This window comes from Rhodanobacter glycinis, from assembly GCF_900114325.1.
Lineage (GTDB): Bacteria > Pseudomonadota > Gammaproteobacteria > Xanthomonadales > Rhodanobacteraceae > Rhodanobacter_A > Rhodanobacter_A glycinis.
Window position 1 is genome coordinate 194,763 of record NZ_FOSR01000005.1, and the last position, 14,168, is coordinate 208,930.

7 protein-coding genes and 1 pseudogene are annotated in these 14,168 nt (G+C 67.2%); 4 read left to right on the plus strand and 4 right to left on the minus strand.

Annotated elements, in window-relative coordinates:
* Positions 1 to 348 precede the first annotated feature (348 nt).
* Entirely contained in the window at positions 349 to 2,358 is a 2,010-nt protein-coding gene (locus BMY90_RS07735) for a hypothetical protein (protein ID WP_245734980.1), read from the plus strand.
* 254 nt (positions 2,359 to 2,612) lie between these two features.
* Here BMY90_RS07735 and BMY90_RS07740 read toward each other — a convergent pair whose 3' ends face one another.
* The 4 genes from BMY90_RS07740 to BMY90_RS07755 form a co-directional block, all read right to left on the minus strand.
* The gene (locus BMY90_RS07740) at positions 2,613 to 4,886 is read right to left on the minus strand and encodes a xanthine dehydrogenase family protein molybdopterin-binding subunit (protein ID WP_092702980.1); all 2,274 of its coding nucleotides are present in this window, start codon (positions 4,884 to 4,886) and stop codon (positions 2,613 to 2,615) included.
* Positions 4,883 to 5,416, minus strand: coding sequence for a (2Fe-2S)-binding protein (locus tag BMY90_RS07745; RefSeq protein WP_008210437.1), 534 nt, complete (start codon positions 5,414 to 5,416; stop codon positions 4,883 to 4,885). Before BMY90_RS07745 ends, BMY90_RS07740 begins: the two co-directional genes overlap by 4 nt.
* A 52-nt stretch (positions 5,417 to 5,468) precedes the next feature.
* The gene (locus BMY90_RS07750) at positions 5,469 to 6,788 is read right to left on the minus strand and encodes an APC family permease (RefSeq protein WP_092703073.1); all 1,320 of its coding nucleotides are present in this window, start codon (positions 6,786 to 6,788) and stop codon (positions 5,469 to 5,471) included.
* A gap of 118 nt (positions 6,789 to 6,906) precedes the next feature.
* On the minus strand, positions 6,907 to 8,826 hold the full coding sequence (locus tag BMY90_RS07755; protein WP_245734981.1) for a S53 family peptidase: 1,920 nt from the start codon (positions 8,824 to 8,826) through the stop codon (positions 6,907 to 6,909).
* A 319-nt stretch (positions 8,827 to 9,145) separates the two neighbouring features.
* Here BMY90_RS07755 and BMY90_RS07760 point away from each other — a divergent pair, with 319 nt between their 5' ends.
* The 3 genes and pseudogenes from BMY90_RS07760 to BMY90_RS07770 all read left to right on the plus strand — a co-directional run bounded on the left by BMY90_RS07760 (position 9,146) and on the right by BMY90_RS07770 (position 14,157).
* The gene (locus BMY90_RS07760) at positions 9,146 to 10,666 is read left to right on the plus strand and encodes a fumarate hydratase (protein ID WP_092702984.1); all 1,521 of its coding nucleotides are present in this window, start codon (positions 9,146 to 9,148) and stop codon (positions 10,664 to 10,666) included.
* Between the two features lie 358 nt (positions 10,667 to 11,024).
* Positions 11,025 to 13,640, plus strand: a complete 2,616-nt coding sequence (locus BMY90_RS07765) for a bifunctional aspartate kinase/diaminopimelate decarboxylase (RefSeq protein WP_281244047.1) — start codon at positions 11,025 to 11,027, stop codon at positions 13,638 to 13,640.
* 136 nt (positions 13,641 to 13,776) lie between these two features.
* Positions 13,777 to 14,157 (plus strand): annotated as a pseudogene (locus BMY90_RS07770) (endonuclease domain-containing protein).
* Positions 14,158 to 14,168 lie beyond the last annotated feature (11 nt).

The following is a 14,168-nucleotide window of genomic DNA, read 5'->3' on the forward strand; positions in this document are numbered from 1 at the left end:
TGGCTTGGACAGGCGTGATCGCTACTGGATCCCGGCCTGCGCCGGGATGACGAGCCGGAGAGGTGGTCGCTGCCAGAAATGGAGTCGTCCCCTTGTTGCATCTCGCGCAAGCGGCGCGGGTAGTCACTCTTGAAGGACATCCCAGGAATATTTCGGACAGCAGTGAGCGAAAGCTTGGATCCAGTGACTGTAATCTCTTGAATGCAAGGACGCTGGATTCCAGCTTGACCGGCCCTTCGGCCGTTGAGAGCCGCTGGAATGACAAGCAAGAAGCTGATGGTTCAGATCCTCACTTGGATACGTGGCGCGGGCACAAGAAATCCCGCCGCGCCCGCTACACTGCGCTGCATGCCGCTGCCGCCTCTGCGCCAATCTGACTGGCCGCCCGCCCGCGTGACGATCGAATCGCCGCGCGAGGCGGCGCTGCGGGCGATCGTCTACCGCAACCAGCTGCGCGAGAAGCCGCGCGAACGCGGGTTGCGCATCGCGGGTCTGGTCGGCACGTTGCTGGTGCACCTGATCTTCCTGTTCGGTGCCATCCTCGGCCCGGCTTACCAACCCGATGCGTTGCCGTCCGAACCGCTGGGTGTGCTGCATGTGCGCCTGATCGACAACAAACCCGAACCGCCGCCCCCGCCGCCGGTGCGCGGCACGCCGCCGAAGCGGCACGGACCGGTCCATCACGGACACGTGGCGCAGGCCACCCCGGCGCACCGCGTCACACCCGCGCGCCGGCAGAGTGCGATGACGGCCCCGTCGGCCCAGCCGCTGCCCGCGGTGCCGGCGCCACCGATCGATCGTCCAGTGATTGCGGTGAAACCGGTGCCGAGTGCGCCGGCGCCGAAAATCGTCGCCGCGCCCTTGCCGCCGGTAAGCGTGCCCAAGCCCGCCCCGGCCCCGGCGCCGCAGTTGCAGCCCATCGCGGTCAGTCCGCCGCCGCCCGCCGTCACCTTGCAGGCGCCCCAGGCGATCAAGCCGGTCCCGCCGCGCTTCCAGCCCGAGCCGGTGCGCAAGGCGCAAGCCGAAGGTACGCGGGCGATGCCGCCACCGCCATCGTTGGCGATGCCGGCGCTGCCTGCGCAATCGGCTCCGACCATCCAGGCGCCTGCCATCGCCATGGACAAGGTCGTGCCGACTATCGCCACGCCGCCGGCCGTGACGGCGGTGACCCGCGCTGACGTATCCGCTGCGCCGCCGGCGCCGGAGATGGAAGCCGTGCCGTTGTCCGCGCCGGCTGCGCCCACGGTGAATCTGCAATCGACGCTGAAGGAGCCGAGTCCGGTCGTCGCACGCGAGCAGCCGCAGATCCAGTCGCCAACCATCCATGTGGCGCCGGCCCAGCTTGCCGCCGTGCCGCTGCCCCCGGCCGAAGCGGCCCCGGCTACGCCGCGCGTGCAGGCGCCTTCGGTCACCTTCCTGCCGTCGGTGGTGCCGCCGGCCCAGTTGGCGATCCAGCCGCCGGTGGCGAAGGTCGACATCACGCCGGCCAAGCTGCCGACGCCCGCAGCCGAGCTGGCGCCCGCGTCGAAGGCCGCCACCGAAGCTCCGTCCAAGTCGGCGCCGACACCTGCGACGACACCCGAGATGGCTGCTGCGCCAACCGCGCAGAAGACCTCGGAATCCTCATCGCCGGCTCCGGCGGGACAGGATGTCAGCAGCGCGCCCGATGCCACGCCGCAAGGCAGCGACACCGCCACGCCGGGTCAACCGCAGGGCACGACGCGGACGGTGCCGCCGTCCGCCACCACGCGGGCCGGCGATCTCGCCTCGACCACGGCGGGGCAGGGCCACGTGACCGGTTCGCAGGGCCACGGCATGCAAGGCAGTCCCGACGGCACCTACATCCAGTTGTTGCCGCATGGCGACACCAAGATCATGCATCACCGCACCACCGGCATTCACTACCAGCCCACCCGTTTCGACAAGTACTGGACGCCCGAGGGCGAAAGCTCGATCGACACCGCCTTGCGCCATGCGGTGGAGAAGACCACCGTCAGCCACACCTTCCACCTGCCGCGCGGTGTGCGCGTCAAATGCGTGGCGATGCCGCTATTGCCGGTGCTGATGCTCGGCTGCGGCAATCCCGATCCACCGGCGGCGCCGCTGAATTCGAAAATCTACAAGAAGCTCAACCAGCCCACGCTCAACAGTTCGATTCCGAAGATCGCGCCGCCCGCCAGCACCGTCGCGCCACCCGCACCGGTGCAGTTGAACAATCGCGTGCAGTGTGCCGAAGCGCGTGTCGCCGGTGGCCCACTTCCGCCTGGCTGCGATACCGAGCTGACGCCGAAGCGGCCGGTGAGCCTGCCGGCAAGCTCCGGCAGTTCGTGGGTGCCGGCCAGCGACCAGTTTCATTAGAGCCTGTTCGACATCTTTCCGTGGTGAGCGCATGCCCTTGCGTCGGAACGATTCCGATCACGATGCTTTGCGGGCCATTCGAATGCCGTGCTCAGGGCATCGCCTGCGAGCAGGCTATGCGCGAATGGCGGTTTCGAGGTCGTGCCCCAACGCCGATTCTTTCGCGCTTGAGGCGGCGCTGTGATCGCATGGATTTATTCCGGACAGCGGTGGGCTTGTGCCGGAATGAGTTGCCGCAGCCATGACCGCGCGAATCACAGCAAGCGCAACAGTTCCTTCATCAGCGGCAGCCGCCGTACGCGCACGGCGCTGACGCGGAAGACCGCGTTGGCGAGGGCGGGGGCGGCGCTGGGCATGGCCAGGAAACTGGCGCCGGTGGGTGGGCGGTTGTCGCCGGGGACGGTGATCACTTCCACGTCGTCGGGCAACTGCGCCATGCTGGCCAGTGGGTAGTCCTTCCAGTCGTGCTGCTGGGGCTGGCCGTTCTTGAAGGTGATGGCCAGGTTGAGCGCGGTGCCGAGCGCGTCGAGCGTGGCGCCGGCGATCTGGCCTTCCAGGCCCTTGGGATTGATGACGCGGCCGACGTCCACCGCGCACACGGCGCGTTCGATGCCCAGCGTGTTGCCCTTGAGCGAGACTTCGACCGCGTGCGCCACGTAGGCGCCGCCGATGTGCCAGCAGGCGATGCCGAGGCCGTTGACGCTGCGCAGCCAGTTCTGCTTCCAGTCGATGCGATCGGCGACCAGCGACAACACGTTGCGCAGCCGGCCGATGTCCAGCGTGCCGCCGCCTTGCAGCGGAACCTGCCGCGCTTCACCAAGCAGGCGCAGCTTGGTGTCCAGCGGGTTTTCGCGCAGCAGGTGGGCCAGTTCGTCGATGAAGCTTTCCACCGCGAAGGCGTTGGTGAGTTGCGGCATGCCGCGGTGCGGGCCGCGCGGCAGCGCGCTGGCCAGGTTGTACCAATCGCTGCGGTAGTTGGGGACGAGGCCGGCGGGAATCTGGCCGGCTTCCAGTTCGCTCGTCCACAGCCGGTCGTCCGGTACGCCGCGGCCCACAAGCGCGGAGGCGCTGGCGAGCTTCTGGTCCCAGGCGATGACGTGGCGATGGTGGTCGATGACGGCACTGATGCGGTGTGTGCTGGCCGGGCGATACCAGTCGTGCGACATGTCCTCGTCGCGCGTCCACAACAGGCGCACCGGCTTGTTGACGGACTTGGCCACGATCACCGCTTCGGCCACGTAGTCGTGGTCGAGCCGGCGGCCGTAACCACCGCCGACGCGCGGCACGTTGATCTCGATCTGGTCGGGTGTGAGGCCGGTGAGTGATTGCACCACGGCCCACGCGCGCTGCGGTGCCTGGGTGGGCACGATCAGGTGGGCGTGGTCCTTGTCGATGCGCGCCATGCAGCACATCGTCTCGGCGGTGGCGTGGGCCAGCCACGGCTGGTGATAGGTGGCTTCCAGCCGGCGCGCGGCATGCTTGCCGGCCTTGTCCACGTCGCCGTCGTCGCGTACGCGGGTAGTCGGCGGTGTCTTGTCGGCAGAGGCCTTGCTGTCGAGCAGGGCAGCGGCTTGTTGCTCCAGCGCGGCGCTGCTTTCGCTGCCGCTGGGGCCGGGCTGCCATTCGATCTTGAGTTGGCGGCGGCCTTGCAGCGCGGCCCAGGTGCTGTCGGCAACCACGGCCACGGCCGGGGCGATCGGCGTCTGGCCCGGTGGGCGTTTCGGATCGGGCTTGAGCTGCACCACCTTCTGCACGCCTTTCACGGCCAAGGTAGCAGTGGTGTCGATGCTCTTGAGTTGGCCGTCGCGCCAGGGGCAGTGCGCGAGCACCGCGACCACCGCGTCGCCGAAGTGGTGGTCGAGCGTGTACGGGGTTTGTCCGGCGACGATGCGGCGTGCGTCGACGTCGCCGGCGGGTTGGCCGATCAGCGTGTAGCGGTCGGGCGTCTTCGGTGCCGGCGGGTTTTTCGGCGGGCTGATCTGCGCGGCGGCGGTGGCCAGCGCGCCATAACCGACGCGGCGACCGTCCGGTGCGATCACCATGCCTTTCTCGCAACGCAGGCGGTCGGCGGACACACCGAGCGTCTGGGCGCCGGCCTGCAGCAGCAGCCAGCGCGCGAGCGCGCCGGCCTGGCGCAGGTCGTTCCAGGCGGCGGGAATCGAGCTGCCGGTACCGCCGAGTTGGTGGCCATAGGTCCAGCTCGGTGCGCCGTTGTTGTTGGTCACGCCGAGGCCGAGCGACACCACGCTGACGCGGCTCCAGTCGGCATCGAGTTCGTCGGCGATGATGCGCGGCAGCGAGGTGGCCACGCCGGTGCCGGTGTCGGGATCGCGTGCGCCGATCACCACGTTGCCATCGGTGTCGATGCGCACATAGGTGCCCATGCCGTACAGCGTGTCGCCCAGGAACCCCGGGGGAATCGGTGCGTCGGCCATGGCGGCGAACGGTACGCCCACCACCAGCGCGCCGGCAGCGCCGGCCAGCACCTTGAGGAAGCCGCGGCGCGAAAGTGCGATCTGCTCGCTCATGCCTTGGCTCCCTTCATCGCCGCGGCCGCACGCTTGATCGCACGGCGCACGCGCGTCTGGCAGCCGCAGCGGCACAGGTTGGGCAAGGTGTCGATATCGCTGTCGCTGGGGTCGCGATGGCGGTGCAGCAAGTCCATCGAGGCGATCAGCCAGCCGGAGGTGCAATAGCCGCAGCCGATCGCGTCCTCGTCGACAAAGGCTTGCTGCAGCGGATGCAGCGAACCATCGGCCTGGGCCAGGCCTTCCACCGTGGTGATCGGGTGGCCGGTCAGCTTGTGCATGGGCAGGGTGATGGCCGAGCGTGCCTTGCCGTTGACCAGCACCAGGTCGGCGCCACCTTCGCCATGCTCGCCGCCGTAGCGGGTGCCATCCAGTTTCAGCACGTCGCGCAGGTACCACAGCAGCGGCATGTCCGGGTCGCCGGTGTGGTGGAAATGCTCGCCGTTGATCTGCACGTCGATGCCCGCGCGTGCCGGCTCGGGCGTGACGTTGCCGGGGTCAGCGTGCGGCGGAACATGGGCTTGCAGCATCGGATCACGTCTCCTTGGACCTATCTGCGCATTGTGGCATCGCAGCGCCCGTTTAGGGCTGGTCGCGGCTGAACAGACGACGCCAGACGAAGTACACCGGTGCGCCGGCGGCGATGATCAGCAGGCCGATGCCGGTGTTGCGCGGGCTGTCGTGCAGGCTTTGCGCCACTACCAGCGCCACCGTGGCGATGAACAGCAGCGGCAGCCACGGATAGCCCGGCACGCGGAAACTCACCGTGTCGTCGCGGTGCCGGCGGTACCAGAACAGCGTGGCCACGCCGACCGCGCAGGCCAGCCAGTCGCCGAAGGTAGCGTAATCCAGCAACTGCCCGTAGCTGCCCGACACCGCCAGCAGGATGGCCCAGCCGGAAAGCAGCAGCAGCGCCACGTTCGGCGTGCGGTAACGCGGATGCAGGCGGCCGACTGAGCGGAAGAACAGCCCGTCCTCGCCCATCACCTGCAGCACGCGCGCGCCGGCCACCAGGGTGATGTTGCAGAAACCCAGCGTGGAAATGGCGATGCCCAGCGCGATCAGTCGCGCGCCGATCGGGCCGAACACCCGCTGCATCACCTCGGCCGCAGGCGTGGTGCTGGCGGCCAGCCCGGCATGGCCGAGCACCGCCAGATAGGCCACGTTGACCAGTGCATAGGCGGCGATCACGCCAAGCATGCCCAACACCAATGCACGGGGCAGCGTGCGTTGCGGCTCGCGCACTTCGCCGGCCAGGTTGTTGAGGTAGGTGAAGCCGGAATAGGCGAACAGCACCGGCAAGGCCGCGCCCATGAAGCCTACGTGCGCGCGGGCCGGATCGGGCGCCAGCACATGGCCGCCACCAGCTCCGGCCAGGAACAGCCCGCACGCCACCAGTACCGCCACCGCCAGCAATTTCAGCACGGTGAACAGGTTCTGCACCTGCACGCCCAGGCGCAGGCCGAACAGGTTGATGCCGGCCACGAACACCAGCGCGGCTACGGTCAGCGGCAATGTGGCCGACGCCGGCAGGCCGAACACCGCCGCCGCATAGCTGGCAAAGATTGTCGCCACCGCCGCGCTGGAACCGGAGTAGATCACCAGCAGCATGGTCCAGCCGAACAGGAAGCCGGCCAGTGGCCCGAACGCCTCGCGCAGGTATACATAGCTGCCGCCGGCCTGCGGCCGGCGCGCGCCCAGTTCCGCGTAGCACAGCGCGCCGATCAGGGTCAGTACGCCCGCGCCCACCCACATCAGCAGCAGCGTGACGCTGGAACCGGTGCGCTGCGCCACGATGTACGGGTTGAGGAAGATACCGCCGCCAATGATGCCGCCGATCACGATCAGCGCGGCATCCCACAGGCGCAAGCGGCGGACGTAGCCGGGGTTGGGATCGGACATGGGGCCATGCATTGGCAAAGGATGCGGAAGCATGGCGGCAGGGCGCCTCGCCGGCAAGCGTCGGCGAGGCGCTGTTTTGCACATCCCGGCGCGAGGCGTCGGGATGTGCGTGCGTCGATCAGAATCCGCCCTTCAGGAACAGTGCGAGGTTGGCCACGTCCAGCGTGCCGATGCCGGCGCCGGGCGTGTAGTGCGGTTTGCCCTCGTAGAACCAGTTGTCGCCGGCACGCACGGCGTGGAACGGCGACCATGCGCCGTAGCCGAACACGTTCTGCAACAGGTACACCTGCGGATTCCAGAAGCCCACGCGATGCCCGGAACTCTGCGTCAGCAGGGCGCTGATGCCGTTGAGCTGCGGCGCCACGAAGCTGGTACCGCCTTCGGAAATGATGCCGCCGTCTGAACTGGAGACCACGATGTAGCCGGTCTGCGGATCGGCATTTAGCGAGATGTCGGGTACGTTGCGGCCGCGAAAATGCGCCGGCAGCTTCAGATACGTATACGGACCGCTGGCGGGGTCGTTGTAGACCAGCGTCTGCTTCGGCTGGCTGCGCCGGATGCCCTGAGTGAACGCCTGGTAGAACGGCGTGTGCCAGTACACGCTGACGCCGCCACCGCCGCCCACCGAGTACAGGTACTGGTGCCAGCCGCCATCAGTCGGTTCGTTGGCATCGAGGTAGGTTTCCAGGTAATCCCAGCCCCACACGCTTTCCTTCGCGATCGTGGCGGTGGGGCCGCCGGTGACGCTGAAGCTGTAGGGCACGGTGGTGCCGCCGGCGGCGGTGATGTACGGGTCGGAGGCGGGCGAATCCACCGTCAGGGGCGCGTTGAACTGGCCCGGGCCACCGCCGAAGCCGAGTCCGCGCACGGTGTCGTAGGCACCGGAGTCGCCGGAGGCGGCGAACACCGATTGCCCTTGCGCGGCGGCTTCCATCAGCACTTCGTCGAAGGCCACCAGGTCGCCGACGTCGGTAGTGTCGGTATCGCTGGCGCCGTTCACGTTGAGGGCGGCGAAGTTGTAGATCTCCGGGCCGCCCCAACTGGTGGAAATACTGTCGGCGGTGTTGTCCGAGACGGCTTGCGCGAAGGCGTCGATGAAGCCGTTGCCCGCGTTCGGCGCGTCGTAGACGACGATGTTCGCATCGGGCGCCAGGCCGCCGGCCTGTTCCACGTCCAGCGCGGTTTCGCCGCTGCCGCCGTCGATCGCGCCACCGCCATCCACATGCACCTGGGTGATGCGGTTCGGCTTGGTGGTCAGGCCGATGTCGTTCCAGTAGGCGGTGGCATCGGCCGGATCGAAGTTGGACAGGGTGACGATGGCCACCGTCGAGCCCTTGCCGGTGATGCCATGCTGGTACAGCGGGTTGATGTGGTAGAAATCGGCGACGTCGCCCACGGTGTAGCTGCCCGGGATGCCGGTGGCGGTGGGGTTGCCGGTCTTGGCGGTGCGCAGCATCGGCAGCACGGTGTGCTGGCCGGACAGCGGCAGGGTACGGATGCGGTGCGACTGGAACGTACGCTGCGTATCGAGCCCGGTGGTGGTGGCGATCAGGTTGGCGATGTCCGCCGGAAATGCCGGCTGCGCGACTGGGCGGCGGAATGACCGTCCGCCGCTGCGCGACGCGTAATCGTGGATGGACGTACGGAAGGCCGTTTCGAACTGGCGCAGCGTGCCGGTGGTGCGGATGGCCAGGTGGTTCGCCATCACCGTGCTGGCCAGGCCTTGCTGGCGCAGCCACGCCTGCACCCTGGCGATATCCGTGGCGCTGGCGCCGTATTGGCTGGCGAACTGGCGGGTGCTCAGGAATTGCTGGAAATGCGGACTGCCCGGGGTCACGGTGTCGCGAATGTACTGCGCCAGCGCATCGCGGTTGCGCAGTTTCAGGACCAGGGTGACGTGCGCCGATTGGCTGGCGTTGGCCGCGCCCATGTCGACGCTGGCCTGCATCTGCGGGGCGGCCGCCGCCGTGGCGGAAAAGCCTGCGAGTGCCAGCGCCATCGAGCAGGCGAGGCTGCGGGGGTGAAGACGGGTGGACATGATCGGGATTCCTTGAGTTGACGAGGTATCGCTGGCCATCCATGCGGCGCGTGCGTCGGCATGCCGACGACGGATCGTCGCGGCCAGAGTGTGTGAGTGCTCTTTCTCTTTCCCCGTCGGCGTGCAGGCCCCCCGAGCATCTGCAATGCCGACACCTCGACGTTAGCCCGGGCCGCGAGACGCTACCGGTTCCCATGTCGCAGTTTTTCGCGCCGGGGCGGCCCTGCGGCGAGGGCTGGGCCCGTTCGCTACAATAGGCAGTTTGGTGCCGCGGCAAGCTGTGCGCGGCAACCTGCCTTTCCATCCAAAAGCCATCGCCATGACAGCCATCAAGCAAGCCGACCTGATCCAGTCCGTCGCGGACGCCCTGCAGTACATCAGCTACTACCACCCGGTCGATTACATCAAGAGCCTCGCCGCTGCGTATGAGCGTGAGGAATCGCCGGCGGCGAAAGACGCGATGGCGCAGATCCTGATCAACTCGCGCATGGCGGCCGAGGGCCACCGGCCGCTGTGCCAGGACACCGGCATCGTCACCGTGTTCCTGAAGATCGGCATGAACGTACGCTGGGACGACGCCACCATGGGCGTGGAGGACATGGCCAACGAAGGCGTGCGCCGCGCCTATCTCGATCCGGACAACAAATTGCGCGCCAGCGTGCTGGCCGATCCGGCCGGCAAGCGCGTCAACACCAGGGACAACACGCCGTCGGTAGTGAATGTGTCGGTGGTGCCGGGCGACACCGTGGAAGTGATCGTGGCGGCCAAGGGCGGCGGCTCGGAGGCGAAGTCGAAATTCGTCATGCTCAATCCGTCCGATTCCATTGTCGATTGGGTGTTGAAGACCGTGCCGACCATGGGCGCCGGCTGGTGCCCGCCCGGCATGCTCGGCATCGGCATCGGTGGCACTGCCGAGAAGGCGATGCTGATGGCGAAGGAAGCGCTGATGGAGTCGATCGACATCCAGGAGCTGATCGCCCGCGGTCCGGCCAATCGTGCCGAGGAACTGCGCATCGAGTTGTTCGAGAAGGTCAACGCGCTGGGTATCGGCGCGCAGGGCCTGGGCGGCCTTACCACCGTGCTCGACGTCAAGGTGAGGGATTACCCCACCCACGCGGCCAACCTGCCGGTGGCGATGATTCCGAACTGCGCCGCCACGCGCCACGCGCACTTCGTGCTCGACGGCAGCGGCCCGGTGACGCTGGATCCGCCGTCGCTGGACGACTGGCCCAAGCTCACCTACAGCCCGCAGAACGCGCGCCGGGTGAACCTGGACACCATCACCAAGGAAGAAGTCGCCAGCTTCAAGCCGGGCGAGGTGGTGTTGCTCAACGGCAAGCTGCTGACTGGCCGCGACGCCGCGCACAAGCGCATCGTCGGCATGCTTGATCGCGGCGAGCCGTTGCCGGTCGATTTCAAGGGCCGCTTCATCTATTACGTCGGCCCGGTCGATCCGGTGCGCGAGGAAGTGGTCGGCCCGGCCGGCCCCACCACCGCCACGCGCATGGACAAGTTCACCGAACAGGTGCTGGCGCAGACCGGCCTGCTCGGCATGGTTGGCAAGGCCGAGCGCGGTCCGGCCGCGATCGAGGCGATCAGGAAGCACCAGTCGGTCTATCTGATGGCCGTAGGCGGCGCCGCCTACCTGGTGTCCAAGGCGATCAAATCCTCGAAAGTGCTGGCTTTCGAGGACCTGGGCATGGAAGCGATCTACGAGTTCGAGGTGAAGGACATGCCGGTGACCGTGGCGGTGGACAGCGCCGGCACCTCGGTGCACCAGACCGGCCCGAAGGAATGGCGCACGAAGATCGGCAAGATTCCCCTCGCTGTTATCGAATAAAAGCCTGCGCATGGCGCACGCCTTCGCCTCCTCCCCTGCAGGCAGGGGAGGATTGAGGAGGGGTCAACCACCCTCGCGCAACGCGTGTATCCCGTCATCCCGGCGAAAGCCGGGATCCAGTGCCTTTGCGCTTGGAAATGGCCTGAAGTCACTGGATTCCGGCTTTCGCTGGAATGACGATAGGGACAGGGTCCTCGCAAGATTGGCCCCTCACCCCAGCCCTTTCCCCGGAGCGGAGAGGGAGTGCTCTAAAAGATGGACATCTAGACGTCCAAATGCCGAAAAGGCATATCCCGTTGCATTTCGGCTGCTGCGGCGCAACACTGGGGGATCCATTCCCAACCACTGACTCAAGCCCGTGACCTCGAATGCCCTTGCGCCGCTTTCCGCCGGCGCACCCTGGATCGTGATGAAGTTCGGCGGCACCAGTGTCGCCACCCTGCCGCGCTGGCAGAACATCATGGAGCTGGCTGCCTCCCGTCGTGCCGAAGGCGCGCGCGTGGTGATCGTCGTCTCCGCGCTGTCCGGCATCACCGATGCGCTCAAACAACTGTGCGCACAGGGCGACAAGGGCAAACGCATCGAATCCGCGCGGGCCATCGAGCAGCGCCATTACGAGTTGCTGGACCATATGGGACTGGCCGTGCCGGCCACCTTGGAGGCTCGCCTCAAGGATTTGCTGGCGCTGGCCGAGACCGGTTCGGCGAAGCTGGGCGAACTGGCCTGGCAGGCGCAGGTGCAGGCGCACGGCGAGCTGCTTTCCAGCACGCTGGGCGCGGCCTTCCTCACCCATAGCGGCTTGCCCACGCAGTGGGTGGACGCGCGCGACTGCCTGTCCGCCATCGCGCTGCCCAACCAGAACGAGCGCACCAAGCTGCTTTCGGCGATGGTCGAGACCAAGCCCGATCCGGCACTCAGTGACCGCCTCGCTGCGCTGGGCGACGTGTTCATCACCCAGGGTTTCATCGCCCGCGAGAGCGAAGGACGCACGGTGCTGCTCGGTCGCGGCGGCTCGGATACCTCGGCGTCCTACTTCGGCGCCTTGCTGCGGGCGCTGCGGGTGGAGATCTGGACCGACGTGGCCGGCATGTTCACCGCCAATCCGCGCCAGGTATCCGGTGCGCGGCTGCTGCAGAAACTGGATTACGAGGAGGCCCAGGAAATCGCCTCCACCGGCGCCAAGGTGCTGCATCCGCGTTGCCTGTCGCCATTGCGCGAGTCGCGCGTGCCGCTGCTGGTGAAGGACACTAACCGGCCCGAGCTGGAAGGCACGGTGATCGGCCCGCAGGTGCGCGAGCACGCGCCCAGCGTCAAGGCGGTCAGCGCGCGCAAGGGCATCACCCTGATCTCGATGGAATCGGTGGGCATGTGGCAGCAGGTCGGCTTCCTGGCCGACGTGTTCGCGCAGTTCAAGCAGCACGGCCTGTCGGTGGACCTGATCGGTTCGGCCGAAACCAACGTCACCGTGTCGCTCGATCCCACCGAAAACCTGCTCGATTCCGACGCCATTGCGGCCCTGGCCGGCGACCTGGCCAAGGTGTGCCGGGTCAAGGTGATCGCGCCGTGCGCGGCGATCACCCTGGTCGGGCGCGGCATGCGTTCGATGCTGCATACCTTGTCCAGCGTGCTGGCCGAGTTCGACCAGTTGCGCGTGCACCTGATCTCGCAGTCGTCCAACAACCTCAACCTCACCTTCGTGGTGGACGAGGATGTGGTCGACACGCTGATCCCGCATCTGCACGAATTGCTGATTTCCGCCGGTGCACTGCGCACCGACGACAGCGCGCTGTTCGGGCCTAGCTGGCAGAGTCTGTACGGCAGCGGCGACGTGGTCCCGTCGACTGCGTGGTGGCGTGACGGTGCGCAGCGCCAGCGCCTGCTCGACATCGCCGCCGAAGCCACGCCGCGCTATGTCTACCACCTGCCGACGGTGTGCAGGCAGGCGCGGGCACTGAAGTCGCTGGGCGCGGTCGATCGCGTGCACTACGCGGTGAAGGCAAACACGCATCCGGCGATCCTGCGTGCCCTGGTGGACGAAGGCTTCGCCTTTGAATGCGTGTCGCCGGGCGAGCTGGATGCGGTGACGGCGGTGGTGCCGGAAAGCGTGCCGCTGTTGTTCACGCCCAACTTCGCCTCGCGCGGGGATTTCGAGCGTGGGCTGGCCACGCGCGCCACCATCACGCTGGATGCGTTGCATCCGATCGAGCACTGGGGCGAACTGTTCCGTGGTCGCGAAATTTCCTTGCGGGTCGACCTCGGCCGCGGCCTGGGTCATCACGAAAAGGTTCGCACCGGTGGCAGCGGCAGCAAGTTCGGCCTGCCGATCGAGCAGCTTGACAGCTTTCTGCGCCACGCCGACGCGCATGGCGTGATCGTGCGTGGCCTGCACGCGCACCTGGGCTCGGGCGTGCTCGATGCCAACCATTGGGGCGAGGTCTATGGTCAGCTCGCCAGTCTGGCCGAGCGCATCGGCAGCATCGCCTTCCTCAATATCGGTGGTGGACTTGGCGTGCCATCGCACCCGGGCGAGTCCAGCCTGGACATCGGCGAACTGGACGCGGTGCTGCGCCAGGTCAAGGCGGCCTATCCGCACTACCAGTTGTGGATGGAACCGGGCCGCTACCTGGTGGCCGATGCCGGCGTGCTGCTGACCCACGTCACCCAGACCAAGGGCAAGGGCAGTTGGCGTTATCTGGGTGTGGACACCGGCATGAATAGCCTGATCCGCCCCGCGCTGTACGACGCCTGGCACGAAATCGCCAATCTCACCCGTCTCGACGAGCCGGCCACCGCGTTGTTCCAGGTGGTGGGACCGATCTGCGAAAGCGGCGACGTGCTGGGCAGCGACCGCCGCCTGCCGGAGCCGCAGGAAGGCGACGTGATCCTGGTCGCCCAGGCCGGTGCCTACGGCAAGGTGATGTCCTCGCCGTACAACCTGCGTGGTGATACCGAGGAAATCGTGCTGGACGACTGAGCCCGCGATTTTCTCCCTCTCCCCTCTGGGACGCGGGGAAGGGCCATGGATGGCCCTGCTCTGAGGAGCGAGGAAGAGGGTTGGGGTGAGGGGCGGGTGCTCGCAACGGAGTAACCAAGAAAGCGAGGCTTCAAGGATGAAGCGCCTGAACGTGGAGCGGGCACGAGATTTACGGGTGAGTCAGACGAATGCCGAGCAGCGTCTCTGGCACCACCTGCGCAACCGTCGCCTGCAAGGTTGAAAATTCCGCCGCCAGCAAGAAATCGACCGCTACATCGCCGATTTTGTCTGTCCGGATGCGGGCTTGATCGTTGAACTGGACGGCAGCCAGCATGACGAACAGGTGGCATATGACGAGGCGCGCACCCGAAAGCTGCACACCATGGACTACCGAGTGCTGCGTTTCTGGGACAATGAAGCACTGACTAATATCGAGGGCGTGCTCGAGGTGATTCTGGAGGCCTTGGCAAGTCCGGCCCCTCACCCCAGCCCTCTCCCCGGAGGGGAGAGGGAGTAGGGCATGCGGAG

Excerpts from the sequence above, each read along its gene's own strand:
- BMY90_RS07735 (WP_245734980.1), top strand. The coding sequence starts at position 349 with ATGCCGCTGCCGCCTCTGCGCCAATCTGACTGGCCGCCCGCCCGCGTG.
- BMY90_RS07740 (WP_092702980.1), bottom strand. The coding sequence starts at position 4,886 with ATGAGCGAGCAGATCGCACTTTCGCGCCGCGGCTTCCTCAAGGTGCTG.
- BMY90_RS07745 (WP_008210437.1), bottom strand. The coding sequence starts at position 5,416 with ATGCTGCAAGCCCATGTTCCGCCGCACGCTGACCCCGGCAACGTCACG.
- BMY90_RS07750 (WP_092703073.1), bottom strand. The coding sequence starts at position 6,788 with ATGTCCGATCCCAACCCCGGCTACGTCCGCCGCTTGCGCCTGTGGGAT.
- BMY90_RS07755 (WP_245734981.1), bottom strand. The coding sequence starts at position 8,826 with ATGTCCACCCGTCTTCACCCCCGCAGCCTCGCCTGCTCGATGGCGCTG.
- BMY90_RS07760 (WP_092702984.1), top strand. The coding sequence starts at position 9,146 with ATGACAGCCATCAAGCAAGCCGACCTGATCCAGTCCGTCGCGGACGCC.